Source organism: Paraburkholderia sp. EG287B (assembly GCF_040965595.1).
Taxonomy (GTDB): domain Bacteria; phylum Pseudomonadota; class Gammaproteobacteria; order Burkholderiales; family Burkholderiaceae; genus Paraburkholderia.
The window spans coordinates 195,274-220,595 of sequence record NZ_JBFRCG010000017.1 but is presented as its reverse complement, the minus strand read 5'-3'; the positions used below and the strand labels follow the sequence as shown (position 1 = coordinate 220,595).

30 protein-coding genes and 1 tRNA gene are annotated in these 25,322 nt (G+C 64.5%); 12 read left to right on the top strand and 19 right to left on the bottom strand.

Annotated features, from left to right (window positions below):
* The first annotated feature begins 668 nt into the window (after positions 1–668).
* Together AB4Y40_RS30245 and AB4Y40_RS30240 are read left to right on the top strand one after the other, a co-directional pair.
* Complete coding sequence (locus tag AB4Y40_RS30245; protein ID WP_368690973.1) at positions 669–2,432, top strand: ABC transporter permease; 1,764 nt, start codon at positions 669–671, stop codon at positions 2,430–2,432.
* A 40-nt stretch (positions 2,433–2,472) separates the two neighbouring features.
* Complete coding sequence (locus AB4Y40_RS30240) at positions 2,473–3,822, top strand: AAA-associated domain-containing protein (RefSeq protein ID WP_368690972.1); 1,350 nt, start codon at positions 2,473–2,475, stop codon at positions 3,820–3,822.
* An 83-nt stretch (positions 3,823–3,905) separates the two neighbouring features.
* Here the strand turns inward: AB4Y40_RS30240 and AB4Y40_RS30235 are convergent, their stop codons facing one another.
* The 3 genes from AB4Y40_RS30235 to AB4Y40_RS30225 form a co-directional block, all read right to left on the bottom strand.
* Positions 3,906–4,463 carry a hypothetical protein gene (locus AB4Y40_RS30235; RefSeq protein ID WP_368690993.1) on the bottom strand — a complete coding sequence of 186 codons (558 nt, stop codon included), beginning with the start codon at positions 4,461–4,463 and terminating at the stop codon, positions 3,906–3,908.
* A gap of 5 nt (positions 4,464–4,468) precedes the next feature.
* Complete coding sequence (locus AB4Y40_RS30230; protein ID WP_368690971.1) at positions 4,469–4,981, bottom strand: hypothetical protein; 513 nt, start codon at positions 4,979–4,981, stop codon at positions 4,469–4,471.
* Between the two features lie 341 nt (positions 4,982–5,322).
* Entirely contained in the window at positions 5,323–6,405 is a 1,083-nt protein-coding gene (locus AB4Y40_RS30225; protein ID WP_368690970.1) for a sigma-54 interaction domain-containing protein, read from the bottom strand.
* A gap of 400 nt (positions 6,406–6,805) precedes the next feature.
* On the opposite strand from AB4Y40_RS30225, the gene AB4Y40_RS30220 reads away from it, so the two are divergent.
* From AB4Y40_RS30220 to otsA, 5 genes are all read left to right on the top strand, one after another.
* Positions 6,806–7,123: a hypothetical protein gene (locus AB4Y40_RS30220; protein ID WP_368690969.1), complete on the top strand. Its 318-nt coding sequence runs from the start codon at positions 6,806–6,808 to the stop codon at positions 7,121–7,123.
* A gap of 310 nt (positions 7,124–7,433) precedes the next feature.
* Positions 7,434–8,819 carry a sigma-54-dependent transcriptional regulator gene (locus AB4Y40_RS30215; protein ID WP_368690968.1) on the top strand — a complete coding sequence of 462 codons (1,386 nt, stop codon included), beginning with the start codon at positions 7,434–7,436 and terminating at the stop codon, positions 8,817–8,819.
* 91 nt (positions 8,820–8,910) lie between these two features.
* Positions 8,911–9,132, top strand: coding sequence for a hypothetical protein (locus AB4Y40_RS30210; RefSeq protein WP_368690967.1), 222 nt, complete (start codon positions 8,911–8,913; stop codon positions 9,130–9,132).
* 162 nt (positions 9,133–9,294) lie between these two features.
* Entirely contained in the window at positions 9,295–9,516 is a 222-nt protein-coding gene (locus AB4Y40_RS30205; RefSeq protein WP_368690966.1) for a hypothetical protein, read from the top strand.
* A gap of 223 nt (positions 9,517–9,739) precedes the next feature.
* Complete coding sequence (otsA, locus tag AB4Y40_RS30200; RefSeq protein ID WP_368690965.1) at positions 9,740–11,212, top strand: alpha,alpha-trehalose-phosphate synthase (UDP-forming); 1,473 nt, start codon at positions 9,740–9,742, stop codon at positions 11,210–11,212.
* Positions 11,213–11,367: 155 nt separating this feature from the next.
* On the opposite strand, the gene AB4Y40_RS30195 is transcribed toward otsA, so the two are convergent.
* The 8 genes from AB4Y40_RS30195 to AB4Y40_RS30160 all read right to left on the bottom strand — a co-directional run bounded on the left by AB4Y40_RS30195 (position 11,368) and on the right by AB4Y40_RS30160 (position 17,067).
* Entirely contained in the window at positions 11,368–11,958 is a 591-nt protein-coding gene (locus AB4Y40_RS30195; RefSeq protein ID WP_368690964.1) for a hypothetical protein, read from the bottom strand.
* 110 nt (positions 11,959–12,068) lie between these two features.
* Positions 12,069–13,475 (bottom strand): MFS transporter, encoded by a 1,407-nt coding sequence (locus tag AB4Y40_RS30190; RefSeq protein ID WP_368690963.1) that lies wholly within the window; start codon positions 13,473–13,475, stop codon positions 12,069–12,071.
* Between the two features lie 71 nt (positions 13,476–13,546).
* Complete coding sequence (locus AB4Y40_RS30185) at positions 13,547–14,050, bottom strand: YbhB/YbcL family Raf kinase inhibitor-like protein (protein WP_368690962.1); 504 nt, start codon at positions 14,048–14,050, stop codon at positions 13,547–13,549.
* A gap of 186 nt (positions 14,051–14,236) precedes the next feature.
* Positions 14,237–14,686, bottom strand: coding sequence for a very short patch repair endonuclease (locus AB4Y40_RS30180; RefSeq protein WP_028205780.1), 450 nt, complete (start codon positions 14,684–14,686; stop codon positions 14,237–14,239).
* 40 nt (positions 14,687–14,726) lie between these two features.
* On the bottom strand, positions 14,727–16,082 hold the full coding sequence (gene dcm, locus AB4Y40_RS30175) for a DNA (cytosine-5-)-methyltransferase (RefSeq protein WP_368690961.1): 1,356 nt from the start codon (positions 16,080–16,082) through the stop codon (positions 14,727–14,729).
* Positions 16,083–16,218: 136 nt separating this feature from the next.
* Positions 16,219–16,482 carry a hypothetical protein gene (locus tag AB4Y40_RS30170; RefSeq protein ID WP_368690992.1) on the bottom strand — a complete coding sequence of 88 codons (264 nt, stop codon included), beginning with the start codon at positions 16,480–16,482 and terminating at the stop codon, positions 16,219–16,221.
* A 118-nt stretch (positions 16,483–16,600) separates the two neighbouring features.
* The gene (locus AB4Y40_RS30165; protein WP_321914756.1) at positions 16,601–16,873 is read right to left on the bottom strand and encodes a hypothetical protein; all 273 of its coding nucleotides are present in this window, start codon (positions 16,871–16,873) and stop codon (positions 16,601–16,603) included.
* A 119-nt stretch (positions 16,874–16,992) separates the two neighbouring features.
* A tRNA-Arg gene (locus tag AB4Y40_RS30160) sits at positions 16,993–17,067 on the bottom strand.
* A 216-nt stretch (positions 17,068–17,283) separates the two neighbouring features.
* Between AB4Y40_RS30160 and AB4Y40_RS30155 the strand changes: the two genes are divergently transcribed.
* The 4 genes from AB4Y40_RS30155 to AB4Y40_RS30140 all read left to right on the top strand — a co-directional run bounded on the left by AB4Y40_RS30155 (position 17,284) and on the right by AB4Y40_RS30140 (position 20,380).
* On the top strand, positions 17,284–18,381 hold the full coding sequence (locus tag AB4Y40_RS30155; protein ID WP_368690991.1) for a tyrosine-type recombinase/integrase: 1,098 nt from the start codon (positions 17,284–17,286) through the stop codon (positions 18,379–18,381).
* A 112-nt stretch (positions 18,382–18,493) separates the two neighbouring features.
* Entirely contained in the window at positions 18,494–19,279 is a 786-nt protein-coding gene (locus tag AB4Y40_RS30150; RefSeq protein ID WP_368690960.1) for a hypothetical protein, read from the top strand.
* A complete protein-coding gene (locus AB4Y40_RS30145) occupies positions 19,276–19,950 on the top strand; it encodes a hypothetical protein (RefSeq protein ID WP_368690959.1) in 675 nt (224 codons plus the stop codon). The genes AB4Y40_RS30150 and AB4Y40_RS30145 overlap by 4 nt, the downstream gene beginning before the upstream one ends.
* Before the next feature lies 1 nt (position 19,951).
* Positions 19,952–20,380, top strand: a complete 429-nt coding sequence (locus AB4Y40_RS30140; protein ID WP_368690958.1) for a hypothetical protein — start codon at positions 19,952–19,954, stop codon at positions 20,378–20,380.
* Between the two features lie 59 nt (positions 20,381–20,439).
* Here AB4Y40_RS30140 and AB4Y40_RS30135 read toward each other — a convergent pair whose 3' ends face one another.
* Both AB4Y40_RS30135 and AB4Y40_RS30130 read right to left on the bottom strand, forming a co-directional pair.
* Positions 20,440–20,670 (bottom strand): hypothetical protein, encoded by a 231-nt coding sequence (locus AB4Y40_RS30135; RefSeq protein WP_368690957.1) that lies wholly within the window; start codon positions 20,668–20,670, stop codon positions 20,440–20,442.
* Positions 20,667–21,026, bottom strand: a complete 360-nt coding sequence (locus AB4Y40_RS30130; protein ID WP_368690956.1) for a hypothetical protein — start codon at positions 21,024–21,026, stop codon at positions 20,667–20,669. Before AB4Y40_RS30130 ends, AB4Y40_RS30135 begins: the two co-directional genes overlap by 4 nt.
* A gap of 91 nt (positions 21,027–21,117) precedes the next feature.
* Between AB4Y40_RS30130 and AB4Y40_RS30125 the strand changes: the two genes are divergently transcribed.
* On the top strand, positions 21,118–21,375 hold the full coding sequence (locus tag AB4Y40_RS30125) for a hypothetical protein (RefSeq protein WP_368690955.1): 258 nt from the start codon (positions 21,118–21,120) through the stop codon (positions 21,373–21,375).
* Positions 21,376–21,407: 32 nt separating this feature from the next.
* Here AB4Y40_RS30125 and AB4Y40_RS30120 read toward each other — a convergent pair whose 3' ends face one another.
* Genes AB4Y40_RS30120 through AB4Y40_RS30095 form a run of 6 tightly spaced genes read right to left on the bottom strand, consistent with a single transcriptional unit; the run spans position 21,408 to position 25,320 of the window.
* Complete coding sequence (locus tag AB4Y40_RS30120) at positions 21,408–22,523, bottom strand: hypothetical protein (protein ID WP_368690954.1); 1,116 nt, start codon at positions 22,521–22,523, stop codon at positions 21,408–21,410.
* Between the two features lie 2 nt (positions 22,524–22,525).
* On the bottom strand, positions 22,526–22,981 hold the full coding sequence (locus tag AB4Y40_RS30115) for a hypothetical protein (protein WP_368690953.1): 456 nt from the start codon (positions 22,979–22,981) through the stop codon (positions 22,526–22,528).
* Entirely contained in the window at positions 22,978–24,276 is a 1,299-nt protein-coding gene (locus AB4Y40_RS30110) for a pyridoxal phosphate biosynthetic protein PdxJ (RefSeq protein WP_368690952.1), read from the bottom strand. Before AB4Y40_RS30110 ends, AB4Y40_RS30115 begins: the two co-directional genes overlap by 4 nt.
* The gene (locus AB4Y40_RS30105) at positions 24,273–24,521 is read right to left on the bottom strand and encodes a hypothetical protein (protein ID WP_368690951.1); all 249 of its coding nucleotides are present in this window, start codon (positions 24,519–24,521) and stop codon (positions 24,273–24,275) included. The genes AB4Y40_RS30110 and AB4Y40_RS30105 overlap by 4 nt, the downstream gene beginning before the upstream one ends.
* Positions 24,521–24,967: an ACP synthase gene (locus AB4Y40_RS30100; RefSeq protein ID WP_368690950.1), complete on the bottom strand. Its 447-nt coding sequence runs from the start codon at positions 24,965–24,967 to the stop codon at positions 24,521–24,523. The genes AB4Y40_RS30105 and AB4Y40_RS30100 overlap by 1 nt, the downstream gene beginning before the upstream one ends.
* Positions 24,964–25,320, bottom strand: a complete 357-nt coding sequence (locus tag AB4Y40_RS30095) for a beta-hexosaminidase (RefSeq protein ID WP_368690949.1) — start codon at positions 25,318–25,320, stop codon at positions 24,964–24,966. The genes AB4Y40_RS30100 and AB4Y40_RS30095 overlap by 4 nt, the downstream gene beginning before the upstream one ends.
* Positions 25,321–25,322 lie beyond the last annotated feature (2 nt).

The following is a 25,322-nucleotide window of genomic DNA, read 5'->3' as shown; positions in this document are numbered from 1 at the left end:
GTGAACCCGCTCTCGAAGCCTCAGCGCGGCGTTGCGAGGCGGCGCGAGCGGACGGCGGCGCGAGCGTGGATCGCTAACATGCAAGGTGCATGCCGTCAGCACGGCGATACGCGGCGATGAGCGAAGTCGAGGCAGCGCAGACGCGGTTGGCGCGGCTTCGCGAGCGCCGTTCACGCGCGTGCCAGCGTGTGGCGCGCAAGCGACGCCCACTGGCGTTGGCGGCCTGAATGAGGCAGGAACGCAGGCGAGCGCGGCGTCGTTGTGTCATCAAGGCGTCATCGATGCGTCATCACGATGACGTGCAGAAGCCGGGCGCGGCACGTTCTGGAAGCTCTCCAGAAGGCCGGCGAAAGCGCCGCGAAAGCCCGTGTAGTCTGGCTTTCACGGCGCACCGGCCGCGGTTGTGAGTGTCATCGAGGTTGTAGTAGTGTCGTGCCGTTTCAGTCGAGGCAAGCCCAGTCGTCCGCCGCCAGTCGCCAGCCGCAACTGCGGTGCGGGCGGTGCGTACCACCGCGGCATCGTCGCCGTGTCATCAACGCCAACGAAATTTTGAGTCCATGCGCCTTGCCTTTGTCGATCCGCCATCCTCGCAGCTTGTGCAATGCCTGTCCGGCGGCACGGACGTCATGTCGTCCGCCTTTCTGAAACCTGGCGCGGAGGGCGTCTGAATGGAGTTCAGCTTCAACCTGAACCGCACGGCCAACGCCTCGGCGTGGCGCGTGCTGCCGAACCGCTGGGACTTCGTGGCGTTCCCGCTGATGATCGGCCTCATTGCGATGGCGGCCGTGGGCTTTCACGAAACGATGGCGCCCATCGCGACGTTGAAGGCGCAGCCCATCTCGCTCGATCCCGCGAACCTGCCCGAGTACGCCATGCGTACCACGCTGCGCATGCTCGCGGCGATGGTGGCCTCGCTGATCTTCACGCTCGTCTACGGCACGCTCGCGGCGAAGAGCCGCCGCGCGGGCCAGGTGCTCGTGCCGATTCTCGACATCCTGCAGTCGGTGCCGGTGCTCGGCTACATCTCGTTCACGGTCACGTTCTTCCTCGCGCTGTTTCCCTCGCGCGTGCTCGGTGCCGAACTCGCGGCGATCTTCGCGATCTTCACGAGCCAGGCCTGGAACATGACGTTCAGCTTCTACCAGTCGCTGCGCACGGTGCCGCGCGATCTGGATGAAGTCTCGCGCGGGTTCCACCTGACCGCATGGCAGCGCTTCTGGAAGCTCGAAGTGCCGTTCTCGATGCCGGGCCTCATCTGGAACATGATGATGTCGATGTCGGGCGGCTGGTTCTTCGTGGTGGCCTCCGAAGCGATCACGGTGGGCAACAACACGATCACGCTGCCGGGTGTCGGTGCGTATCTGGCGCAGGCGATCGCGGAAAAGAACCTGCACGCCGTGGGCTGGGTGATCCTCGCGATGATCGTGGTGATTCTTGCCTACGACCAGTTCCTGTTCCGCCCGCTCGTGGCCTGGGCCGACAAGTTCCGTATGGAGAACACGAGCTCGGGTGATGCCCCGGAATCGTGGCTGCTCGACCTGATTCGCCGCACCCATCTCATTCATCAACTGCTCGTGCCGCTCGGCTGGCTCTTCGCCAAGGCGGCGCGCATGCCGATCAAGCTGCCGTCGTTTCCGAACGTGACGTTCGCCGCGCCCGTGACGCGCGGCCGCCCCGGCTTGCGCGCACGCATCGGCGACGCCGTGTGGGCCGTGCTCGTGATCGCATTGACCGTGTTCGTCGTGTGGCGCGTGGTGGCCTTCGTACGCACGGGCGTGACGCTCGACGAAGTGTGGCACGTGCTCGGTCTCGGCTTCATCACGCTCTTTCGCGTGCTGCTGCTGATCGCCATCGCTTCGGTGATCTGGGTGCCGCTCGGTGTGCTGATCGGTCTGCGCCCGGCGATCGCCGAGAAGGTCCAGCCGCTCGCGCAGTTCCTCGCGGCGTTCCCGGCGAACCTGCTGTTCCCGGTGTTCGTGATCGTGATCGTGCGCTTTCACCTCAACCCTGACATCTGGCTGTCGCCGCTGATCGTGCTCGGCACCCAGTGGTATATCCTGTTCAACGTGATCGCGGGGGCCAGCGCCTATCCGAACGACTACAAGGAAGCGGCGAAGAACTTCCGCATTCGTGGCTGGCAGTGGTGGCGTCAGGCTATGCTGCCTGGCATTTTCCCGTACTACGTGACGGGCGCCATCACGGCTTCGGGCGGCGCGTGGAATGCGAGTATCGTCGCGGAGTTCGTGCAGTGGGGCGATACGAAGGTCGTCGCGCACGGGCTGGGCGCCTACATCGCGCAGACGACGGCGGCCGGCGATTACCCGAAGATCATTCTCGGCATTGCCGTGATGTCGCTCTTCGTCACGCTGTTCAACCGCCTCTTGTGGCGCCCGCTGTACACGTACGCCGAGTCCCGTCTGCGGCTCGACTGATCGACGACTGATCGAACAACGAATGATCGAAGGTAACGCGATGCAAAACCCCAAGACGCTGAGCGCCGCGCACGGTGATGTGCAGACGGCCCCGAACCCGCCGCGCCTCGGCGAAGAAATTCTGAACGTGAAGGACGTGTGCCGGGGCTTCAACAAGACCCAGGGCGAGCTGCTCGTGCTCGACGACGCCAACCTCCAGCTGCGCGAGGGCGAGATCGTCGGGCTGCTGGGCCGCTCGGGCTCGGGCAAGTCGACGTTGCTGCGCATCATCGCGGGCCTGATCTCGCCGACCTCCGGCGACGTCACCTGGCGCGGCAAGCCGCTCGAAGGGCCGGCCGAAGGCGTGGCGATGGTGTTCCAGACCTTCGCGCTGTTCCCGTGGCTCACCGTGCTGCAGAACGTGGAAGCGGGCCTCGAAGCGCAGGGCGTGGGCGCGCGCGAGCGGCGCGAACGGGCGCTGGCGGCGATCGACCTGATCGGTCTGGACGGCTTCGAAAACGCCTATCCGCGCGAGCTTTCGGGCGGCATGCGCCAGCGCGTGGGCTTCGCGCGCGCGCTCGTGGTCGACCCGATGCTGATGCTGATGGACGAGCCGTTTTCCGCGCTCGACGTGCTGACCGCCGAAACGCTGCGTACCGACCTGCTCGACCTGTGGACGCAAGGCCGCCTGCCGATCAAGTCGGTGCTGATCGTCACGCACAACATCGAGGAAGCGGTGTTCATGTGCGACCGCATCCTCGTGCTGTCGTCGAATCCGGGCCGCGTGGTGGCCGAGATCAAGGTGCCGTTCAAGCATCCTCGCAACCGTCTCGACCCGGTGTTCCGCAAGCTCGTGGACGACATCTACGCGAAGATGACCGCGCGTCAGACCGACGAGACGACGAAGAAGGGCCTCGAACTCGGCAGCTGGCTGCCGCGCGTGTCGACCAACCTGATGGCCGGTCTGATCGAAACGCTCGCGATGGCGCCGTATCACGGCCGCGCCGACATGCCGGAAATTGCGCGCTCGCTGCATCTGGAAGTGGACGACCTGTTCCCGATCGCGGAAGTGCTGCAGAACCTCGGTTTCGCCGACGTGCGCGAAGGCGACGTGCTGCTCACGCCGCCCGCGCGCGTGTTCGCGGAGTTCGGCACGCAGGAGCGCAAGATGATGTTCGCCGAGCATCTGCTGCGCCACGTGCCGCTCGCGGCGCGGATCAAGAAGGTGCTCAACGAGCGCCCGGGGCATCGCGCGCCGCGCGTGCGTTTCGAGCAGGAACTGGAGGACTTCCTCTCCGACGGCGCCGCCGAAGAGACGCTCGACACCGTGATCGACTGGGGCCGTTATGGCGAGATCTTCTCGTACAACGACCAGTCGGAAATCTTCAGCCTCGAAGACGTGGAGTCCTGAGCGACGCGCGCATCGCCAGGCATAAAAAGCGGTCGCGGGGTGCGTTCACCTGGCGACCGTTTTTCGTTTGCGGACAAGGCGCGCTATTGCAGCGTGCCCCAGCGCTCCACCGCGGGCTCGGCCGTGGCCCACTTCCAGCCCGACTGGTCCTGACAGGCGCTCGCGGTGAACCACTGCTCGGGCGCGTCGGCTTTCTCGCCGTCCTGCACCGAGAACACGAAGTCCTTGCAGAGCGTGAGGGCGTTGGCGAACGCGCGCGTCACGCGCACCTGGCCGTGGCCGTTCTCCACGGGCAAATCGTGCTTGATGCGCCAGAGGTCCATGCCGCCCACGGGCAGGCGGCCGGCCGTCTCGGCGATCAGCGCCTGCTGGTCCGCGTGCATGCTCTTCATGAAACGGCCGACGGCTTCGTCGGTGGCCGCCTGCACGGCAATGCCCACGCCGATGCCCACGGCAGGATTCGCCGTGACGATGCCGGTGGCCGCCGCCGCCGCGGCGCCGCTCGCCGCGCCGATCGACGAGCAGCCGCTCGCCGCGAGCGCGACGCCCGCGCAGAGCGCGGCCAGCGCGATGAGCTTCACGGGGCGCGCCGTGGACGACTCCGTTGCACCGTGCCGTACGCGCTTCGCGCGCGCGTTCATGCCGTTCATTGCAGCGCACCCCAGCGGGCGGTGGCGGGTTCGGCCGAGGCCCACTTCCAGTTGTCGCCGTCGCGGCACACCGATGCGACGAAGAACGCGCTCGAGGCGGGCTTGTCCTTCGTGGCCTCGTGATCGACGGAGAACACGATCTCCTTGCAGTCGAGCGCACCGCTGCTGATCGTGCGGCTCACCGTGACGCGGCCGTGCTCGTCGTCCTCGATGGGGAACGAGTGCGTGATCGACCATGGCGCGACCGCGCCGACTGCGAGCGGGCCCGCCGCGTGGGCGATGCTGTTCTGGGTGTTGGTGTGGACGACGCGCTCGGAGTACTGCACGCCGGCCTTCGCCGCGGCCACGGCGCCGAGGCCGATGCCGGTCGCCACAGCCGCGTTGCTCGTCACTTTCGAGGCGACCGCCGCGCCGGCGATACCGGCGCCGGTTTGTGCGCCTTCGGAGTAGAGCGAGCTGCAGGCCGAGCACGCGAGGCTCGCGATTGTGGCGAGCAGCGTGAGCGACATGACGCGTCGCCAGCGAGGATGAGCGGAAGGGAGCGGGGGCACGCCGGCGATCGTTTCCATGACCGCGGCCGACACCGCTGGCGCAACGCGCGCCCGAGCACTTCGTTGTTGCATGATGATTCCCTGCCGCTAGCCGGATAGCGCCGCGTTGCGCGGATATCCAGCATGTTTTGCTTACTTAACGTGCTGCGGATTGTGCAGCACGGGATTGCTTACGGGGATAGGTAAAGTGCAAGAAATTGCAAAAGGGCGTGCACGGCAGGCCGAACTTTGATCGGCTTGCCGTGCGCCTCCCACCTCGCCGCGCAACGAGCGTGCCGCGATGAGGCGGGGGAGGGGAATCAGGCTTCGTTCGTGTCCGGGTCGGCGGGTGCTTCGCTTTCGCCATCGTCGGCGCCGTAGCTGCCGAGCCGGTTGTAGAGCGTCTTGAGGCTCACGCCGAGCGTGCGCGCCGCGAGACGCTTGTCGCCGCCGCAATACTTGAGCGTGCCGAGAATGATCTGCTTCTGCGCATCGGCGAGTGGCGTGCCGATCCAGACGCTCATGGCGTCGCCCTGGGTGACCGGCTTCTTCACGCGCGGCACCAGCTGCGGATGCGCGATCTCCACGACCTTTTCGGCGAGGATGAATGCGCGGTACACGGCGTTCTTCAGTTCGCGCACGTTGCCGGGCCACGACCAGTTGCGCACGGTTTCGAGCGCGCGCTTGCTGAACGCCTTTTGCGTGCCTTCCTGGTCGTTCAGTTCGGTGAGGAAATGCTGCGCGAGCAGTTCGCGGTCGCGTTCACGTTCGCGCAGCGGCGGCGCGCGCAGCGGAAACACCGCGAGCCGGTACATCAGGTCCTCGCGCAGGCAGTTTTCCTTCACGGCCGTCACGGGGTCGCGGTTGGTGGCGGCGATGATGCGCACGTCGCCGCGAATCGCTTCGTTGCCGCCCACCGGAAAGTACTCGCCGGTTTCGAGCGCGCGCAGCAGCTTCACCTGATGCAGCAGCGACATCTCGGTGATTTCGTCGAGGAACAGCGTGCCGCCGCGCGCGTGCTCGAAGTGACCGTCGCGCGCCTGCACGGCGCCCGTGAAGCTGCCTTTTTCGTGACCGAACAACTCGGCCTCGATCAGCTCGTCGGGAATCGCGCCGCAGTTGACCGCGATGAACGGGCCGTCGCGGCGTTCGCTATGCGCGTGGATCGTGCGGGCGATCAGTTCCTTGCCCGTGCCCGATTCGCCGACGATGAGCGCCGTCGCCTCGGTTACGGCCACGCGGTCGATCTGCGCATACAGATCCAGCATGACCGCCGACGAGCCGTACAGCAGACCGTACGACTGCAATCCCGCGACACGCGCATCCTCGTCCGCTGCGGTATTTCCGTTGTTTTCGCTGTTGCGTTTGGTGGCGGCGGGCGAGCCCGGCTCGATTGACGCCATAGGGATGTTCGTCCTGCAAAGGTAGTGCGGGGCGTTTGCTTCAACGCGCATCGGCATGTCATCGGCATGCTTCTGCGCGTATCGGCGAACAGGCCCTGCGATCCGGGGCTGGCCGTCCAGGACAGGTGCGGAACTTGCCGCTCCGACGGCCGCGAGGTTTGCGTCTTCGAGCTTGGTAGCTCGTTTTCGCGTAAACATTTAACCACTGCCGCGCCTGACAGGGCAATGGACCTGTCCAGGCACACCGCGAGCGAGTGTGGCACGCATCCTGCTGCGGAACTTGAAGCGCCCCGCGCCGTCTGCATGAATAGGGGCCGCGCATCGGCCACGCCCCGGGCGATGTCATTCGAGTCAACTCGCGTCTTCCGTCTTTGACGAGGCGTATCTGGGAGAAAGCGATATGTCGAAGAACCGCAGCGGTTTGGTAGGAACCCTGGTGACCGTCGGCGCGCTTGGCGCGATGGCGGGCATGCTGGCATGGCGTTTCTCGCAGCGTCATCGCATGCAACGGCAAACTTTTTATCGCGATCTGAGCCGCTGGGAGGGCGAAGGCGGCTCGCTTGCCGACACCACGGGCAACAACGGACTGGGCCCGGAAATGGCCATGGCCCGGGGCGCCTCGGACGCGCCCGCACATGGCGCGAAGAGCCGGATGACGAGTGGCGTGAACGGCGCAAATGGGTCCGCCGGCATGCCATGGCCGTTTCCGCACAGCTAGCAGGCGGGCGTGGCGGGGGCCACGCGAGAGCCGTGCCCGCTTGTCTCGAATAAGTCTATAATAGTCATATCAACAACAATCGAGGTTCGGACGGCCCGCGGCTGACGGTATTGTTGCTCAGTTGTAGCAAAACCGCGCGTATCGAGGCTTTTGCCGCCTTGGGCGTGCGTCCGACCGTTTCGTACTCCACTGCAGCGCAATCACGTGCGTCGCGACTTCCGCGGTGCCGGGCAAGGTTGTCCGGCACGCCTGCGAAGGGCGCGGCGCTCGCGCTTTGGAGCCATTCACCTATCAAGGCTGACGAGACGCGATGCCACATGTATTGATTGTCGATGACGATGCGGAAACCCGCGAGGCGCTGGCGGCCGTGGTGAGCGACGACGGGCTCACGACCGCGCAGGCAGGCGACCTGCGCGAGGCGCGCATCCAGCTCGTGCGGCAGACGCCGGACGTGGTCTTCACCGACCTGAAGCTGCCCGACGGCAGTGGCACCGACCTGTTCGAGGATCTCGACCCGCGCTCCGGCGTGGAACTCGTGGTCATCACCGGGCACGCGACGGTCGAGACGGCCGTCGATGCGCTCAAATCCGGCGCGATCGATTACCTGGTCAAGCCGATCAACCTCCAGCGCGTCAAGGCGATCCTGAACCGCCTGCCGCGCGCGGGCGACCTCAAGGCCGAAATCGGCACGCTGCGTGGCGAGCTGCGCCGCATGGGGCGCTTCGGCCTGATGCTCGGCAATTCGCCGACCATGCAGGAGGTCTACGACCAGATCAGCCGCGTCGCGCCGACGCCCGCCTCGGTCATGCTGGTGGGCGAATCGGGCACCGGCAAGGAAGTGGCCGCGCAGACCATCCACCAGTTGAGCCTGCGCCGCAAGCACGAATTCCTTGCGGTGAACTGCGGCGCGATCTCGCCGAACCTGATCGAGTCCGAGATGTTCGGTCACGAGCGCGGCTCGTTCACGGGCGCCGACCGGCAGCACAAGGGCTATTTCGAGCGCGCGAACGGCGGCACGCTGTTCCTCGACGAAATCACCGAAATGCCGATCGAGCTGCAGGTGAAGCTGCTGCGCGTGCTCGAGACCGGCATGTTCATGCGCGTGGGCACGACCAAGGAAATCGAGACCGACGTGCGCCTGATCGCGGCGACCAACCGCGACCCGGAGCAGGCCGTCGCCGAAGGCAAGCTGCGTCTGGACCTGTACCACCGCCTCAACGTGTTTCCGATCAGCCTGCCGCCGCTGCGCGAGCGCGGCAAGGACGTCGAGCTGCTCGCCCAGTCGTTCCTCGACGAGCTCAACGAGCGTCATGGCACCAAAAAGCAGTTTCCCGCGGCGGTGCGCGACATGCTGGCCGCCTACCCGTGGCCCGGCAACGTGCGCGAGCTGAAGAACTACGTGCAGCGCGCGCACATCATGTCGGGCAACGACGGCGATTTCACGGCCACGGTGCCGCTGCAGATTTCGCTCTCGAAGCCGATCGCCGGCACGGCGGTGACGATCCCGTTCGGCACCTCGCTCGCCGATGCCGATCGCCAGCTCATCCTCGCGACGCTCGAGCAGTGCGGCGGCGTCAAGACGCGTGCGGCGGAAATCCTCGGCATCAGCCTGAAGACGCTCTATAACCGTCTTGTGGAGTACGGCAACGAAAGCGCCGGCAAGGGCGATGCGCCCGCGCGTGTAGCCGGCGTCTGAGCAGCATGAGCGAGCGTGCCCATGTGGCGCGCTCGCGCGGGCGGTACGACGCTTGCAGTGTGAGTTTCGCGTCCATGATGAGGAGCGAAAGATGCCGAGCTGCAAAACCAGTGATGCCGTCCGCGTGAAGCCCTGGCTCGCGCATACCCCGCAGCCCGACGAACCGCCGCCGGATCAACCCGGCGAGCCGGACGTGCCGCCCATCGGCGATCCACCAGAGCCACCGGGTGAAGTGCCGCACGCGCGACCCCGATTCGACCCTTCGGTCTCCTCTCGATTTCATCTCTCGCGTGGCGCATTGCCCGCCACCTGAGCATCTGCTCGCACGGCCTCGAGAAGCGATCCGCTGATCGTGATGCTTTTATGTACTAGTTACAAAGGCGCCACCATTTTTACCGGCGAATTCACGCGGCGAACCCTAGACTATAAAAAAGCGCCACGGCCGCGTGGCCGCCTTCCCGCTGGAGGCATCGACATGAGACATCCTGCCTTGCGCCGCTCCGCACGTTACACGGGCAAGCGTGGCCCGCGCGATTCGCAAGAGAAAAGCAGTCCGCAACCGTCGGACGCGCCGGACCCCGCGGGCCAGAATCGCGCCGCGCCTGGCGTGCCGCCCGACGGCGAGCACAACCAAGGCGGGGCGCGGGCTGAGGGCATCGAGTACCAGCGCGATCTCGGCTCCGAACAGGACGCCTGATCCGCTTCGAACCGCGTCTCACCGCGCGCTGTTGGCAGGCCGGTTTCCTGGCCTGACAGATCACCGGGGTATTCCGTTCTTGCGTGCTTGCCGCGCGGAATTTGCTCGCGCTGTCGTTTGTGAGAAAAGATTTTTGCTCCAGACCCCGCCGAGTCGGCACGCGTCTTGCATACGTACCTGAAGCATCGTCTTCGGACCCAACGAAACAGGAGGTAGAGCCGCAATGGGCAGACTGATCGTGGTATCGAATCGCGTTGCGCCGACCCAGGAGGGCCGTCCCGCAGCGGGCGGGCTCGCAGTCGGCGTATTGGACGCGCTCAAGGAAACCGGCGGTGTGTGGTTCGGGTGGAGCGGCGAAACCGTCGCGGAGCCGTCCGCACCGGTCATCGAGCAGCAGGGCAGCGTCACCTACGCGACGGTGGGTCTCACCCGGCGTGACTATGACCAGTACTACAAGGGCTTCTCGAATACGACGCTCTGGCCGACGTTCCACTACCGCAACGACCTCGCGCGCTACGAGCGCCAGGAGTACGGCGGCTACCTGCGCGTGAACGTGTCGCTCGCGCGCCAGTTGCAGCCGCTCATCGAGCCCGACGACATCATCTGGGTGCACGACTATCACCTGATTCCGTTCGCGCGCTGCCTGCGCGATCTCGGGGTGAAGAACCCGATCGGCTTCTTCCTGCACATTCCGCTGCCGGTGCCCGAAGTCATGCGCTCGGTGCCGCCGCACGAAGAACTGATGAAGTTCATGTGCCACTACGACGTGGTCGGCTTCCAGACCGACGCCGACCGCCAGGCGTTTCTCGACTACATCGAGCGCGGCGGTCATGGCACCGCAAGCGACGACGGCATGGTCCACGCGTGGGACCGCTTCCTGAAGGTCGGCGCGTACCCGATCGGCATCTATCCGGACGCCATTGCCAAGGCCTCGTCGCAGTTCGCCGACCGCAAGGCCGTGCGCAGCCTGCGCGAAGCCATGCGCGGACGCAAGCTGATCATGAGCGTGGACCGGCTCGACTATTCGAAGGGGCTCGCCGAGCGCTTCCAGGCGTTCGAGCGCCTGCTGCAGAACGGGCCGGGCTGGCATGGCCGCGTCTCGCTCCTGCAGATCGCGCCGCCGACGCGCTCCGACGTGCAGACCTACCAGACGATCCGCCGCAATCTCGAAGGCGAGGCGGGCCGGATCAACGGCCGTTTCGCGCAGCTCGACTGGACGCCGATCCAGTACCTGAACCGCAAGTACGAGCGCAACCTGCTGATGGCGCTGTTCCGCGAGGCGCAGGTGGGCTATGTCGCGCCGCTGCGCGACGGCATGAACCTCGTGGCGAAGGAATACGTGGCGTCGCAGAATCCCGACGATCCCGGCGTGCTGGTGCTTTCGCAGTTCGCGGGCGCGGCCGAACAGCTGCCGGGCGCGCTGGTCGTGAATCCGTACGACCTGAACCAGACGGCCGAGGCGCTCGAGCGTGCGCTCTCGATGCCGCACGCCGAGCGTGTCTCGCGCTACAACGACATGATGGCGTCGCTGCGCGAGAACAATCTTTCGGTGTGGCGCGATACGTTCCTCGCCGACCTGCGCAGCGTCGCGACGGCCGCTTCGGTCACGGCCAGGGCGCGCAATGCCGCGCCGGCGGGGAAAGCTCCCGTGCAAGCGAGCGCGCCCGAACAGGCGCAGCGTGCGGCGCGCGCGTAGCGAGGCATCGGCGGTTAGGGGCGCAGCGGGATGCATGCCGCCCCTGGCCGACTAACCATTCTCGGCGCAAACGGATTCGCGCGGCGGCCTTCGGCCCGCCGCGTTTTTTTGCGTCCGCGTAATCGCTACCCGGCGATACGCGTCGCGGCGTGCGCTCAGACCCGCTGGCCGCTCGGCGCGGCAAACGGCATCGGCGCACGGGTCGGATCGAAATCGGCCCAGTGTCCGTCGTGCCATTGGCCCGAGGCGCATTCGATCTCGGCGGCGCCGCCGTCGCGCAGCAACTGCGCGGCGAGATCCTGGTTCTCGTAGCAGACGTGCACCGAGAGCAGCACGCCGTCGCTGCGCGTTTCGCGATGCACCCGCTCGTGGTGCATCGACATTTGCTGCGCAGCGGCTTTCGCGCCCACACTCGCGCCGATGCGCGCCCCGATCCAGGCGCCCACGCCGGCCGCGATCACGACCGATGGCAGCGCAGCCGAGAACGCGCTGAAAATCACCACGCCCACCACGGCGCCCGCCACGGCGCCTGCGGTGATATTGCGGGTGTGATGCGGGTGCACGGCGGCGACCGTGGGCGGCGCGCCCATGGCCGTCCCCTGGACGCTATGGCGCGCATGCTGGCCGCGCGGATTGACGAAGAACAGGTTGACGTCTTCTTCGAGGAAGCCGCCCGCGTACAGCTTTTCGGCGGCGGCTTCGGCAGCGGGAAAGGTCGTGAACCGACCAGCGACGATCAGTGACATGGGAAGCCCCCTTTGCCGGGTCCGGCAGGTTGACTCGCCGGGCGCGGCCGCGAATGCGGCTCGCCCTGAATCCATGTTAGTGCCTGTGCGCGCGCAGGGTTAGGCCGCTGTTAGCCCGGCGTACGCGCCGCGGTGCCCGGCATCAGGCGCAGCAGGCTCACCACCGCCGCGACGGCGGCGAAGGCCGTCGCCACGTACAGCGCCGTGGTCGGCCCGTGCTGCGGCGCAACGCCGAAGATCAGCGCCACGAGCGCCGCGCCGAGCGTCTGCCCGGTGAGGCGCGCGGTGCCGAGCATGCCGCTCGCGCCGCCGCTGCGCTCGCGCGGCGCGGAGGAGAGGATTTGCCGGTTGTTGGGCGACTGGAACACGCCGAAGCCCGCGCCGCACAAGGCCATGCGCCAGCAGATATCGAACACCGCCGGATGCGCGCCGAGCGTGGCGAGCGAGAGCAGGCCGAGCGCGAACAGCGCGAGTCCGATGCCGCCGAGCATGCCCGCCGGATAGCGGTCGGAGAGCGCGCCCGAGAGCGGCGCGGCGCCGACGATGACGAGCGGCCAGGGCGTCATGAGGAGGCCCGTGTCGACCTGCGAGAAACCGAAGGTCTCCTGCAGCATGAAGGGCAGCGCGACGAACGCGAGCATTTGCGCGCAGAACGAGCAGACCGAGGTGCTGATCGACAGCGCGAACACGGGGTTGGCGAGCAGATCGACGGGCAACAGCGGCGCGGCCTGCGTGAGCTGGCGGCGCACGAAGAACCAGCCGATCACGATCGCGAGCACGAATTCGAGCGCGACGAGGCGATTGCTCTCGCCGTGGCCGAGGCCGTCGACGGCAAAGATCAGGAGGCCGAACACGATGGCGTTGAGCACGGCGCTCAAGTAGTCGTAGGGCGCGGGATGCCGCTCGTTCACGGGCAGCGCGCGCAGGCCCAGCACGAGCGCGGCGATGCCGATCGGCACGTTGATCGCGAAGAGCCAGGGCCATGTCGCGATGGCGAGCACGCCCGAGGCCAGCGTCGGACCGACCGCGGAGGCGATCGCGACGACCATCGCGTTGATGGCGACGCCGCGACCGAGCTGCGCGCGCGGATAGATCATGCGCACGAGCGCGGTGTTCACGCTCATGATCCCCGCGCCGCCGAAGCCCTGCACCGTGCGTGCGAACGCGAGTTCGGGCAGCGTGGTCGCCAGCGCGCAGCCGAGCGACGCGACGGTGAACAGCACCATGCCGGCCAGATACACGCGCTTGTAGCCGATGCGGTCGCCGAGCGAGGCGAGCGGCAAGAGCGAGATGGTCACCGAAAGCTGATACGCGTTGACGATCCAGATCGAGCTTGCCGCGCTCGCATGGAGGTGCCGCGCAATGGTCGGCAACGCGACGTTGGCGATCGCGCCGTCGAGCACGGCGAGTGTGATGCCGAGCGCGACCACGAGGATCGCGTAGTAACGCTGTGGAAAGGGCAGGCCGTTTTCGATGTCGGCGGTGGAAGCGGCGGAGAGTTCGGAAAGCGTTGGCATCGACGGGAGAGGCGGCGCGCGATGGACGTGCGCCGCCGGCTGGATGTTGTTTTCTGGTGTGCTCTGGCGGCTTATTTCAGTTCATAGAGCCCGACGTAGGTGGTCGAATCCACCTCGTTCAGATGCGTCATGAAGCGCGCCACCGCGTTCGTCGTTTCCGGCGTGACGGGCAGTTGCGCCGCCTTGAGCGCATGCACGCGGAAGATGTAGCGATGGGGTTTGTCGCCGCGCGGGGGCGCTGCGCCGCCGAAGCCGACCGTGCCGTAGTCGTTGCGCACCTGCACCGCGCCCTGCGGCAGCAGGCTGCCGTCGGCCTTGCCGGCGTTGCGGGCGAGCGAGCGCACGTCGGGCGAAATGTTCACCACGACCCAGTGCCAGAAGCCGCTGCCCGTGGGCGCATCCGGATCGTAGACGGTGAGCGCGAAGCTTTGCGTGTCGGCGGGTGGATCGTCCCACTGCAGCGCGGGCGAGACGTTGTCGCCGTCGACACCGAAGGCCCGGTCGTCGAACTCCTGCGCCTTCGGCATGAAACCGTTGCTGGGAAAGTCATCGGACCAAAGTCGGAAATCAGCCATCGGGTGTCTCCTTCGCTTGGGGTCGTGGGACGGTCGCGCCAACACGTGTGACGCGTGAAGCTGGGTGCGCAGCCGGTCGATCGAGTTTATCACTGCGGGCTCTGCAGGCAGGGCCAGCTTCGCAGCGTGAGATGCGCGGCGCATCGGCTTGCCGTCATGCTTCGCGTGATGCCTGGCGAGGGCGCGTTACGAGCGCGCCTCGAACCAGGCCGACGACTCGTCTTCGAGCCACGCGGCCAGCCGCTCGACGACCGCCTGCGGATCGTGCTGCGCGCCACGCAACGCGCATTCCCAGATCACCGCCACGCGCCAGCCCTGGGCGGCGAGCGCGGCGAGCGCCCTGGCGTCGTTCAGACGGTTGCGCGCGATCTTCTCGCGCCAGAACTCGGGGCGCGTTTGCGGCCACTTGAAGAGGGCGCAGTTGTGGCCGTGCCAGAAGCAGCCGTGCACGAACACGACGGCGCGCCGGCGCGGCAGCACGATGTCGGGCCGGCCCGGAAGCTCGCGCACGTTCAGGCGAAAGCGGAAGCCGCGCCGGTGCAGCAGACTGCGGATCAGCTTCTCGGGCTTCGTGTTGCGTCCGCGGATGCCGGACATCATCCGGCTGCGGGTCGCGGTATCGACGACGTCGACCATCGTCTGTCGCCTCGCTTCGGTTGGCCGCGGCGCGCGCGGGTCAGCGACCTCCCGCCGTGGCCGTGGCCGTCGCCGCGTTGCGTGCGGTGCGCGACGTGCGTGCCGTACGCGTGGTGCGCGTTGTGTGTGCAGCCTCGGGAACCGTCGGCGGGTCTGCACGCGGTGCCGCGTGCTGTCTGGACAGCAGCGCATCGAGGTGCGGCATCATCGTGCGCGCGACTTCGCGCATCACCGGCATCACCACGCTGTTGCCGAACTGGCGGTACGCCTGGGTGTCGCTCACCGGAATGCGGAAGGTGTCGGGCAGGCCCATCAGCCGCGCACACTCGCGCGGCGTGAGGCGGCGCGGGCGCAATCCTTCGCCTTGATAGACGAGGATCTCCGAGCCGTCCTTGTGGTAGCGCGCAGAAAGCGTGCGCGTGACGCTGTCGGGAAACGCGAGGCCGTAGCCGAAGCCGTTGCCGGCCGCGCGATGCTTTTCGGCGTATTGCTGCAGATAGGCCCAGAGCCCCGGCGTGAGCGTGTACTTCGGCTGCACGCGGCGCGCGCCGTGATCGAAGAAGCGCTCGCCGTCCCACGGCAGCAGCGGCTCGCAGCCGTCGGTGCGGTGCAGGATCGAAGCGAGCCGCGGGCCTTCTTCCGGCAGCGCGAGCGCGTCCCACGAGAACGCCGCCGGCTCGCGAAAACCGACGATGATGATGCGTTCGCGATGCTGCGGCGTGAAATGGCTGCCGTCGATCACGCGGTAGTGCACGTCGTAGCCGAGCTCGTCGCGCAGCACCTGGAGGATCACGTCGAACGTGCGGCCGCGGTCGTGCGAGACCAGGTTCTTCACGTTCTCGAGCAGGAATGCGGCGGGCCGCTTCTCGGCGATGATGCGCGCGACGTCGAAGAACAGCGTGCCCTGCGTGGTGCAGGCAAAGCCGTGCGGACGGCCAAGCGCATTCTTCTTGCTCACGCCCGCGATCGAGAATGGCTGGCACGGAAAGCCCGCGAGCAGGACGTCGTGATCGGGCACGTCGGCGGCCTCCACGGCCGTGATGTCGCCGATGAACGGATGATCTTCGCCGTAGTTTTCCAGATACGTCTTGCGCGAGAACGGGTTCCACTCGCTCGTGAAGACGCATTCGCCGCCGTGTGCCTCGAACCCCTTGCGGATGCCGCCGATGCCGGCGAACAGGTCGATGAAGCGAAAGCGCGCCGTCGCGCCATGGGCGTGAGCGCCGCCTTGCAGCAGCTCGCGCAGTGCGGCTTCGAGCATCGCGGGGCAGGGCGTCTCGCCCTTTTCCCAGCGCCGCACGGTCTTCACGTCGCGGCCGACGTGCGTGGCGATCTGCTGTTGCGTGAAACGCTTGCGTGCCTGCTGGAGCAGGTCTCTCGGTTCGGCCGTGAGCACGGAGTCCTCGTTAGGGTATTTTTGCGGACATTATGACCGATGGTCGACCCGCGGCACCAGGAATTCCCGAGGTGCGTGCGCAGACGAGCGCCGCGCAGGCGAATGCCTGCACGCGCGAGCGTCGAATTCAGGGGAGTCAGGAGTGTTGCGGGCCGGCGTTTGCCTGCTTCGCCAGAGGCGCGGAGGCCGAGGCGACGTTCAGCTCGTGCAGGTCGAGGATCAGCAGCAGGCTGTCGATTTCACACAGCTGCCCCTTGTTCACGTGACCGGTGTCGAGCAGACGGTGCAGGCGCTGGCGCCAGTAGAGCGCGGGGAGAATCGGCCCGCCGAAGTCGCCGGCGAGTGACAGCGGCATCACGCGACGAATGTGCGCGATATCCTGATCGATGAGGGTCGACATCATATGACCGGCGGGGAGGGGACGCGTGGAGTCCATAAAGGCCTTTACGGCACTATTTTTCCCTACTTTAGGGGTATTTAACTCGGTATTTACCCCTAATTAGCCGGTCGGATTCCGTTTATTCGGCGGCGGGCGGCGTCGCGCCTTGCACTTGCGCCGCGCTTTCGAAGAAACGCCGCGTCGCTTCGAACGCGTTCAGCATCTGCTCGGGCCAGGGCGTCTGCAGCATCACGGCCTGGTGGTTTTCGAACGCCGCGCCCAGCTGGCGGGCGAGTTCGGGCGAATTGAGGTGGCGCAGCAGCACGCTCACGGCAATGGCGGTGGCCTGGCTGGCTCCTGCCGTCTGCAGTTCGGAGGCGGTGAGGGCGGCGACTTGCTTGTTGATGTCCATGGAAAACCTGCTCGGGAAAGAGGGTGCGCGAGTGCGCGATAGAGACGGGACGGGGATCTGCGAACCGGTTGCGGACTTCGCGGCCCGGCCTGCGCGGCCCGGCGTGGTGGCCGGGCGGCTGGTCCCCCTGGCAGGAATCGAACCTGCATCTAGCGCTTAGGAGGCACTTGTTCTATCCATTGAACTACAGGGAGATGACCATAACCACTGGATAGACGGTAACCCTTGTAAATCAGGGGTTTCGCCTTATCCGGCGGGCGATTCCGGCTTTCCCGCTTCTTCCTAAATGAAGCGCCGTGAACCATTGTGTAGCAGCGTTTAACGCCCTCACTGCTACAATCCTGCTACAGATTCCAGACTGTAGCAGTCGCCCTCCGAGCATCTGCTACAGCCAAACCGGACGGGGCAACATGGCATCCATTCTTCCCATCGGCAGCCGTTGGCGGGCACAGATCCGGCGCAGCGGCGGCAAGAGTATATCAAAGACGTTTGCGACGAAGCGCGCGGCCGAAGCCTGGGCTCGCGAGATCGAAATCGAGCTCGATCGCGGCGGCAGGGTCGAGGCGTCCAGCGTCACGCTTGGCGAGCTGATCGTCAAGTACCGCGAGACGCGCCGCGAGTCCGGCCGGGGTGTAGTCGACAAGTCCAACGAGGACTACATCCTCAACCGGCTGCACGACGAATTTCAAAGCGACTTTGCGGCGAAACTCACGACGGAACGCATCGTTGGCTTCGCCCAGCAGCGCCGCAAGTCCGGTGCCGGCGGCTACACCGTTGACATGGACATCTCGAAGCTTGGGACCGTGATGCGTCACATGGCGTCGCTGCTCAGCATCACGCTGCCCGACGTCGTCGCGGCGGCCCGTCCGACCCTTCGCCACCTGCGCCTCGTGACTGCCGGGTCAAAACGCGACCGGCGACCCACGCCCGACGAGATCGAGAAAATTTTTGCATGGTTTGCCGAGCATCCCGAGCGCGAGCAGGCCATGCCGGATCTGCTGCGCATTGCAATGCAGTGCGCGTTCCGGCGCGGCGAGCTGTTCAACCTGCGCTGGGGCGATCTCGATCACGACCGGCACCTCGCGCTCGTGCGCGACCGCAAACACCCGCGCCAAAAGATCGGCAACAACGAATGGATTCCCCTGATCGGCGACGCGTACGAGGTCATCATGCGCCAGCCGCGCTATCCGGTGCCAGACGGCTATGCGGAGAAGCGCGCGGCCGATCCCTTACTGGCGGCGCACAAAAACGAGTTTATTTTCCGTTTCAACAAGGGCACGGCGAGCAAGTATTTCAAGCAGGCCTGCGACGCGAAGGGGATCGTGGATCTTCACTTGCATGACCTGCGTCACGAGGCGACAAGTGCGCTGTTCGACGCCGGCTGGCAGATTCCGGAGGTCGCGGTCGTGACGGGTCACAAGGACTGGCGCAACCTGAAGCGCTACACCAACCTTGATCCGGCACAAGTGGCGAAAAAGGGGCGGATCAAGCTTGTATCCGCCTGTTGATTGCGGTACCGCACAAATCAAGGTTGCCCTGGGTATTGATTTCTAGCGGTTGCCCCTTCACTTTTGTTACCATGCCGTCGTAAACACGGTAAACCAAACAAGTCAAGACCAAATGCCCAGCTTCCAGACCCCGTCGATCGCGCAATTCACCTATGTGATCCACTTCAAGGAACTGGAAGAAAAGATCCGGTTCGCTCAAGGCGACGCGGAGGTAGCGTTCGGGTCTTTTGGGGCAGGCCAATCACAACAGACCAACGTGCCGGACGGATCAGACCCCACGGTGCCACGAATTCTGTTTGTGAAGGGAAATCGTAATATTTCGATTTCTTCGCACGCTGTCCAGTTGCAGCATGTCTTTCCTGCGAACGTGAATGCAGTTTCATTGAAAGTCCAGCTTACCGAGATAGCTGCGGAAGTTCAGGCTTTTCACGCTCAGGCATTGGATTTTCAGCGCAATGGTCGGGAGTACGGTCACGTCGCGCTTATCGCAGTGGTCAATTACCCGTCCGCGGCTGATACATCGGAACTGCATAAATATTTTTTTGAGCGCTTTCTTAAGGTCGAGCCGCTGGGCGACCTTGCCAGCGTTTCGTTTGCTACCGGATTCAGAAGTGGTGACTTCTTCCTGAATGTCAACGGCGCCGTCTATGAATTGCGGCAGTTCGATATGAAACTCGATAAGCCGGGATTCATAAATCCGCTAAATCTTGCTTTCAACAGGGACTCAAAAGTTCTCTCGAAGGGCGTGCAGTTCACGGTAGATGTGAATGATCGGCCCCGATCGATGTCGCCGAGTCGCACCGATGGGTTGATCCCTCCAGAGCGGCTGCTCGACGTTGTTTTCGATGTGGTCACGAATAAGCTGCCTAGGATGGCGGATGCAGGGACGCAGTCATGAGCGAAGAATATGTGTGGGAGGGAGATGCGCAGCCCAGCGCTGGCGTATCGTTGTTTGGTCCCGGAAACGCGCTGATTGCCGCTGGTGGCGCAGTGATCTCCGGTGCAAACTCATTGCAGGTGAGCACAAGCAGCATGTTCACGTCTGCCTTGGTAACAACAGATTGGCAAGTATCTGGAGAAGATGGCGATCAACTGGGACACGTCGATCAGATGTACCGCTTCCAGACGGTCCAAACGGACGAGCTTACTCGTTCCGTGGTTGGTCATACGTGGGAGACGCGAGAGTTTGTTCGCGGTCTGCGTGCTTGGGCGGTGGAGCGAACGGACGAAGTCAATCTCCTGCGGGACTTTGCCATTTGGCAAAAGCGAAAGCTGGATTTTGCAGGGGTCTATGCTGCGTATCTCCTCGACGCTATTACTGATGATGAGTTCGACGAGGAGTCGCTCAAATACGCTATCCCGCTGCACGCAAAGTGTGAAGTGGGAGCCGTCGGGACTGCAGAAAAGCTTGTTTCACTGCTGCCCTTTGAGCTGACAACTGCCGATCTGGCCGAGTTTTTGAAGACGGAGCCGCGTGCGTTGCTGCGAGCAATTGCGCAAACGAAAAACCCATCGCAGAAACTGAAAGAGTTGCTGCCAAGTCAAACGCCCGAACTAGACGACAAATAAAATGGCTCACGCGATCGCAATTTGTTGTTCAATCGAGGCAGAAAAGATCGAGATCAAGACGCGCAAATTCAATATGGTGCCCGTTATGGATCCGGACACTGGTGTGATGCGCTACCAGTTTCAACTGGGCATGAACAGTAGTGCATGGATCCACCAGGAATACGAGTCGCCCGCGACGCAAATTACTATCAAGCAATCGATGACGAAGAAGGGCGACCTTCTGACCGGTGGCTGCATTGATGGTTGGGCTTGGAAGGCGCCCAAGAAACAGGTTGGGCCTGGGTCGGCCTCGCACTCAGCAACTTTCGCATCGATTAGAGGCGGTTGCTACGCGCACATTCAAACGCCAGCCCGCGAGCATCTCGACAATCCAGATATGGCCGAAAAGATTCGCGCAATCGCGCAAGAGCCTAACCTCCAAGTAAAGTGAAGGACGATTGAGCCGCTGTCGCAAGCGCCGCTGGCCACAAAGCGGCGGCGCATGGGCGATCACGCGGCCCTCTGCCTGGCCTGTTCCGACATCTTGTCGAGGTATTCGGCGACAGCCTCATACGGCGCAAACCGCGCCGATCCTTCTTTGTAGGTTGGGATCGGGAAGATCTCCGCGCTGATCTGGTTGCGCACCGTGCCCTCGGCCATCGAGAGCAGTTGCGCGAGCTGCGGCACCGACAGGCGTACGCCGAATTTTTCGAGAATGTATGCGCGCGTAAGCAGGCTCATACACGGACTCCGGTTGCGAGTTGAAGGGCGTGGGCCTGCATTGCTGTGAGCACAGCGGCGGCGTTGAAGCGCGTGGCGGTGCTCACATGCGCCGTTCCTGCGATGCACCAGAACTGGTCCATCCGACCGCGCGTGGATCGCGCCAGATAGCTCTCTATCTCGCCAACCGCTTCAGCTTCACGCAGCGCCGCACTGACGAGTCTCGATACGGTTCCGAGCGTCTTGGCGATTCGGGTACTCGTCAAAGGCCCCAGAGTGCGCAGCAATTCGACTGCATCAATGCGTAAAGCAGCTTTGTCCCGTACTCGACGCGTTACGCCGCTTCTCACCATGCGCGTGTAGCGGTCTTCATGCATGGTAGCCTCCTATGGGACGCGTGTGACCTTTGAGTCCCCCCTTAGTCGTGGCTGCCGTAAAGATCATGCGAATCAAGCCGATATAAGAAAGATGGAAAACGAACACAGCCCGTTTCCGAATGAGGAAACCAAGTGGGCCATGGCCCGCAACATCGAAGACGCAGTTCGCGCAATGCGGCGCGCGCAAGGAAAGAAGAACCCCGAAGACTTTCCTCGGGGCTCGCCCGAGGAGGAGGTCACGACGGCCGAATTTCTCCACGACGTCATGCGCGCGATTGATCGCATTAGCGAGGTGTATGGGCGCAAGTCCGGCGACGATGAGCCGCACGGCGTCGGCGCTGCAGGATAGGCGACCGCGCTCGTAGTTTCGGATCACGCGCATCATTGATCCTCATCCTGCTGCGCCACAGCCGACGGGCCGCTTTCTGGCGCCGGTGTAGACTCGTTCTGCTCGACAGGTGCTGCTCCGATAACGGGGGTGTTTGCATTATCCTGGGCGTGTTTATGCACCTCAGATAAGGACGGCAATCTGTCGGGCCCGGTTTGTTTCGCATCTGCGGCTACGAGGTCGCCATGCCTCTGCCCGAGCAGCGCCACGTCGTCTGCGCCGCAATGGCGAATGACTTGGCGCCACGTGTCGTCGAGCGCGCGGCGGTGCACGTTGACGAGAGGCCGATTACGTACCTCGGCGTTCCAGCGCTCGGTGGCCCACTTCGCGAGACCATGGCGGATGCGGTCGCAGTCTGCGCGAGCGTCGTCGCGCTCATTGATGAGGTCGCTCACGATTTCGGTGGGCGACTCATTCCACGCATCGTCGGGGCACATCGACGCGACGCGCTCCAGCAGCGCTTTGCCAATGTTCGCCATGTCGTGGATCGAATGCTGCTCGTCGGGCGTGAAATCCAGATCGTCGGCATTCACGGCTAGTTGCTGCGCTACCGCGGCAAGGGCGACGGGAGCGGCGTAGAGCTTTGTGCCGAACGGGATCTTGCTCAGATCTGCGCGCGCAACCAGTTCGCGCTCTCCGAACGCCTCCGGGTCGCCATAGGCGGAAACCACTTCGGCAATCGGCGCGTGGTCCGCGTCGGAAAGGTCGGCCGGACCTGAAAAGCCACGCTCTCGAGCGAGAAGCGCCAAGCCGAACGCCACGCCCGCTGCGAGCGGGTTGCCCTGCTCAATGGCTTGGTGGAGCGCTTCCGAACAGGTCACGAGAGCTTGCGCTGCATTGGGCGCCGCGACGGGGCCTGTGTAGAGCGCATGGCGGCCAGGTTGCAGGTCATCGTGCGCTTTCCACATACGGATTGCGAGGTTGCCGTGGACTTTGTCGCGGACTAGCTCAATGTCCAGTACGGGTGTGTGCATCGCGTCTATCACAGCGAGAACCGCATTCAAGTACAAAGGCCAGAACCGATCGTCGACGGGAGAGAGTGTGCGATTGATACGAGCAACGGCGGCGCATGCCTGCGCGTGAATGGTTCGGAGTTGTTGGGTGTTCATGATCATCCTCGAGCGTTAGCAGGGCGCATCGCGCGCTCCAGTTGCATCAAACCAGTCTCGATCGACAGGCGTGCTTGTTCGGCCCACGTGCGCGCGTCCTGCGCTGCTTTGTGCCGGCTATAGCTGCCTACTTCATCGCGCATGAGGTCGAGCAACTCGACGTCGGCGCCAAGCACGATCGCCTCGACCAGCGAGCGGATCTCGACACCAAGGGCCTCGATGCGCGAGAGGTGGTCACGTCGGATTTCCGACGTGACTTCGTTCGTCTGGATTGGTTTGCGCCGCGCATGCGGCGCCTCCTTCTTCTGGATTGCGGGCGAGAGCCCGCTGCCGTTGACTTCGCCGTCCAAAGTCTGCGCTGGTACGGCGCTAGCGAGCGCGAGCCTCGGGCGTTGTTGGGCGCCTTTGCGCTGACGCGGCAGCGGACGTGGGGTAGAGGAAGCCGCGAGCAGGGTCATTTCGCCTCCGCGTTCGCAAGATCCTCTGTCCAGTCAGGGTCGGGTGCGGCGTAGAGGCCGTCTAGCCACTTGCGAACGCTGGGCGCTTCCTTCGTTTCGCCGAGGCGCGGGTCTTCAAGGCGACGCGTGAAATACTGAACGGCGGCGCGGATCGCTTGCCCGCGCGTTGGATAAGTCAGGTCGCCATCGCGTAACGAGCACGGGGTGCTACCACCACCCGTTCCCATGTAATAAGACGTCCCGAAAATCCATTTGCCTGGAGCGGTCTGTGCGAGGTGGATTTCAGCCGGTGCGTTCACAGTGCGGCCGATCTTCAATCTCGGCGACGCAAGCTTCTCGAAGGTGTAGACCCCATTCTCGTTCGGCACGTTGACGGGATACTCCTTCTTCGCCGATGGCTTGGCGTCGAGAAGGTCGGCGAGCGGGCCGAGCGCGATGTGCACGCCATCGATAGTGCCCGGCGAGAGCTTGCCGAACATCGGGTCGTGCAATACAGATTGCAGAGCCTGCAAAAGTTGCTTTGCCTGCGGCTCACTAATCTTCTTCGATGCCGGTGCCGGGGTTGCATCGGGCTTCGCCAGATGCTTCTTTGTCACCTTGGCTTTGCCTGCCGCTTTGGCTTCATCTGCGCCTTTTTGCAAACGCTCCAGCGCCTTCTCGGCACCATGCTTGCGGATCTCTTCGATAGCCAACGTGGCGGCGACAGTTCCTCCGCGCACAAGCTTATGCAGTGCGGTAGGCGCTCCCTCGAGAAGGGCGACATCACGAATCGTCTGGTCGGTTATCTGCAGGCGCTCACGGATCGTTTTGTTGTCGATGCCGTGCACGTCACGCAGTTCGGCAATCTTCTCGGCTAGCTCGAGCGGGGACGTGCTTTTGCTCTCGTTGCTCGTCAGGCCACCGAATATCAGGTTGACGCGGTTGACAGACTTCGCTTCGATGATGACGACGGGAATTAGGCCCACGTCGGCGCCGGAGTCGATGGCAAAGCCGATGCCGTGATAACGATGCTGCCCCTTCCAGACATAGACGAGGTCTTTGCCGTCGACCTTGCGCACGTAACAGTGCAGCGGTTGACTCTTGTCGTAGCCGTCAGTGGCAATGAGCTTGCCGAGTCGCTCTGCCCAGGCGATGTCGAGCGGACGGACGTTGTCGCGCGGATCGTAGTGAATCTCGTCGTACGGCAGCATCCACAGGTCGGCTGATTTGCCGCCGGCCGCCTTGACAGCGGCCTTCGTGTTGCCGGTAACGATCGGCTCGTCCATCTGGAGCGGGCGGGTGCGCTTGTCGTTCATGCTTCACCTCCGCGCTTGCCCCCGGAAAAGCTCACCGAACGGTTACGCAAAAACACGCGTGCAAAGCACAGTGCACAGAATGCCGCGACGAGGATCACGGCAGTCTTGCCGGCTGCAATGCCGGCGATGAGCCAGAGGGCGGAATTGGCGAGCCCGAATAGGGCGCCAATGGTTCGATTGGGCTGCGTACCAGTCAACAGCCAGGCGGTCGCGCATGTCGCGATAGCGATTAGCAGGGCGAGCATTACGCAGCCTCCGATTCGAGCAGCGTGGCGAGACCCGCCGGCGTGCAGCGGACGATCGGGCGAATTTGCGTCTTTGGCCGGCGAAGAATTGCGGAGGGCCAGCGGGGGTCTCCGTGGCGACGCTCGATAACGTAGCCGAGATCGAGAAGCGCTCGAACGGCTCGATCTCCGCTGGCGTCCGATATGCCGGTATCTAGTCGGAGTGCGTTCACGGCACGCCCGATGAGCACGTCCTCGCGGCAATCCACGATCAGACCGAAGCGACCATCAACATTGAAGTTGACGTTTTTGTCTCGCAGGCGTTGGAGATCTGGCTCCAGAGCGACGATTAACTTGCGCGCCTGAGCGAGCCGCTTGAGCCGGGCTTCGAGGTCACGTCGCTCTTGCGAGACCATCTCGGCGTATGTGGTCGCCGGTTGCCAGCCAAGGGTGGAGGCGCGCTTCATGCCGTCACCTCTTCACGGTTGGCTGCGGTGTTGCGCTTCGTCTTGGCCTTCGCGACAGCAATGTCGGTCATCGATGCAGCCTGATGCTGGCGATGGCGTCGAACGGCGGCGGCACAATCGTCCTCGCTCGGATACGAGATCTGCGTGCCAACGATGGTGGCGCCGTCGAGGATCATGTAAAGGGTGTAGATGCTATCGGACAGCGGCCGGCGCGCGACCACGTATTGATCGACGACGATCGGCGTAGTGGGACGCGGCGCCATCGGGTCGTACTTGACGATCGTGCGCAGGCCGATCGTGTCGCGGCGTTGGCTTTCTTGTTCCGGTTGCGGGCTGAGTTTGATTCGCGGCATGA

Excerpts from the sequence above, each read along its gene's own strand:
- AB4Y40_RS30135 (WP_368690957.1), bottom strand. The coding sequence starts at position 20,670 with ATGAGCCTGCTTACGCGCGCATACATTCTCGAAAAATTCGGCGTACGC.
- AB4Y40_RS30155 (WP_368690991.1), top strand. The coding sequence starts at position 17,284 with ATGGCATCCATTCTTCCCATCGGCAGCCGTTGGCGGGCACAGATCCGG.
- AB4Y40_RS30245 (WP_368690973.1), top strand. The coding sequence starts at position 669 with ATGGAGTTCAGCTTCAACCTGAACCGCACGGCCAACGCCTCGGCGTGG.
- AB4Y40_RS30190 (WP_368690963.1), bottom strand. The coding sequence starts at position 13,475 with ATGCCAACGCTTTCCGAACTCTCCGCCGCTTCCACCGCCGACATCGAA.
- AB4Y40_RS30095 (WP_368690949.1), bottom strand. The coding sequence starts at position 25,320 with ATGCCGCGAATCAAACTCAGCCCGCAACCGGAACAAGAAAGCCAACGC.
- AB4Y40_RS30140 (WP_368690958.1), top strand. The coding sequence starts at position 19,952 with ATGGCTCACGCGATCGCAATTTGTTGTTCAATCGAGGCAGAAAAGATC.
- AB4Y40_RS30150 (WP_368690960.1), top strand. The coding sequence starts at position 18,494 with ATGCCCAGCTTCCAGACCCCGTCGATCGCGCAATTCACCTATGTGATC.
- AB4Y40_RS30235 (WP_368690993.1), bottom strand. The coding sequence starts at position 4,463 with ATGAACGCGCGCGCGAAGCGCGTACGGCACGGTGCAACGGAGTCGTCC.
- AB4Y40_RS30110 (WP_368690952.1), bottom strand. The coding sequence starts at position 24,276 with ATGAACGACAAGCGCACCCGCCCGCTCCAGATGGACGAGCCGATCGTT.
- AB4Y40_RS30225 (WP_368690970.1), bottom strand. The coding sequence starts at position 6,405 with ATGGCGTCAATCGAGCCGGGCTCGCCCGCCGCCACCAAACGCAACAGC.
- AB4Y40_RS30100 (WP_368690950.1), bottom strand. The coding sequence starts at position 24,967 with ATGAAGCGCGCCTCCACCCTTGGCTGGCAACCGGCGACCACATACGCC.
- AB4Y40_RS30215 (WP_368690968.1), top strand. The coding sequence starts at position 7,434 with ATGCCACATGTATTGATTGTCGATGACGATGCGGAAACCCGCGAGGCG.
- AB4Y40_RS30205 (WP_368690966.1), top strand. The coding sequence starts at position 9,295 with ATGAGACATCCTGCCTTGCGCCGCTCCGCACGTTACACGGGCAAGCGT.
- AB4Y40_RS30115 (WP_368690953.1), bottom strand. The coding sequence starts at position 22,981 with ATGACCCTGCTCGCGGCTTCCTCTACCCCACGTCCGCTGCCGCGTCAG.
- AB4Y40_RS30125 (WP_368690955.1), top strand. The coding sequence starts at position 21,118 with ATGGAAAACGAACACAGCCCGTTTCCGAATGAGGAAACCAAGTGGGCC.
- AB4Y40_RS30145 (WP_368690959.1), top strand. The coding sequence starts at position 19,276 with ATGAGCGAAGAATATGTGTGGGAGGGAGATGCGCAGCCCAGCGCTGGC.
- AB4Y40_RS30120 (WP_368690954.1), bottom strand. The coding sequence starts at position 22,523 with ATGAACACCCAACAACTCCGAACCATTCACGCGCAGGCATGCGCCGCC.
- AB4Y40_RS30230 (WP_368690971.1), bottom strand. The coding sequence starts at position 4,981 with ATGTCGCTCACGCTGCTCGCCACAATCGCGAGCCTCGCGTGCTCGGCC.
- AB4Y40_RS30165 (WP_321914756.1), bottom strand. The coding sequence starts at position 16,873 with ATGGACATCAACAAGCAAGTCGCCGCCCTCACCGCCTCCGAACTGCAG.
- AB4Y40_RS30105 (WP_368690951.1), bottom strand. The coding sequence starts at position 24,521 with ATGCTCGCCCTGCTAATCGCTATCGCGACATGCGCGACCGCCTGGCTG.
- AB4Y40_RS30240 (WP_368690972.1), top strand. The coding sequence starts at position 2,473 with ATGCAAAACCCCAAGACGCTGAGCGCCGCGCACGGTGATGTGCAGACG.
- AB4Y40_RS30195 (WP_368690964.1), bottom strand. The coding sequence starts at position 11,958 with ATGTCACTGATCGTCGCTGGTCGGTTCACGACCTTTCCCGCTGCCGAA.
- AB4Y40_RS30130 (WP_368690956.1), bottom strand. The coding sequence starts at position 21,026 with ATGCATGAAGACCGCTACACGCGCATGGTGAGAAGCGGCGTAACGCGT.
- AB4Y40_RS30220 (WP_368690969.1), top strand. The coding sequence starts at position 6,806 with ATGTCGAAGAACCGCAGCGGTTTGGTAGGAACCCTGGTGACCGTCGGC.
- AB4Y40_RS30185 (WP_368690962.1), bottom strand. The coding sequence starts at position 14,050 with ATGGCTGATTTCCGACTTTGGTCCGATGACTTTCCCAGCAACGGTTTC.
- otsA (WP_368690965.1), top strand. The coding sequence starts at position 9,740 with ATGGGCAGACTGATCGTGGTATCGAATCGCGTTGCGCCGACCCAGGAG.
- AB4Y40_RS30180 (WP_028205780.1), bottom strand. The coding sequence starts at position 14,686 with ATGGTCGACGTCGTCGATACCGCGACCCGCAGCCGGATGATGTCCGGC.
- AB4Y40_RS30210 (WP_368690967.1), top strand. The coding sequence starts at position 8,911 with ATGCCGAGCTGCAAAACCAGTGATGCCGTCCGCGTGAAGCCCTGGCTC.
- AB4Y40_RS30170 (WP_368690992.1), bottom strand. The coding sequence starts at position 16,482 with ATGTCGACCCTCATCGATCAGGATATCGCGCACATTCGTCGCGTGATG.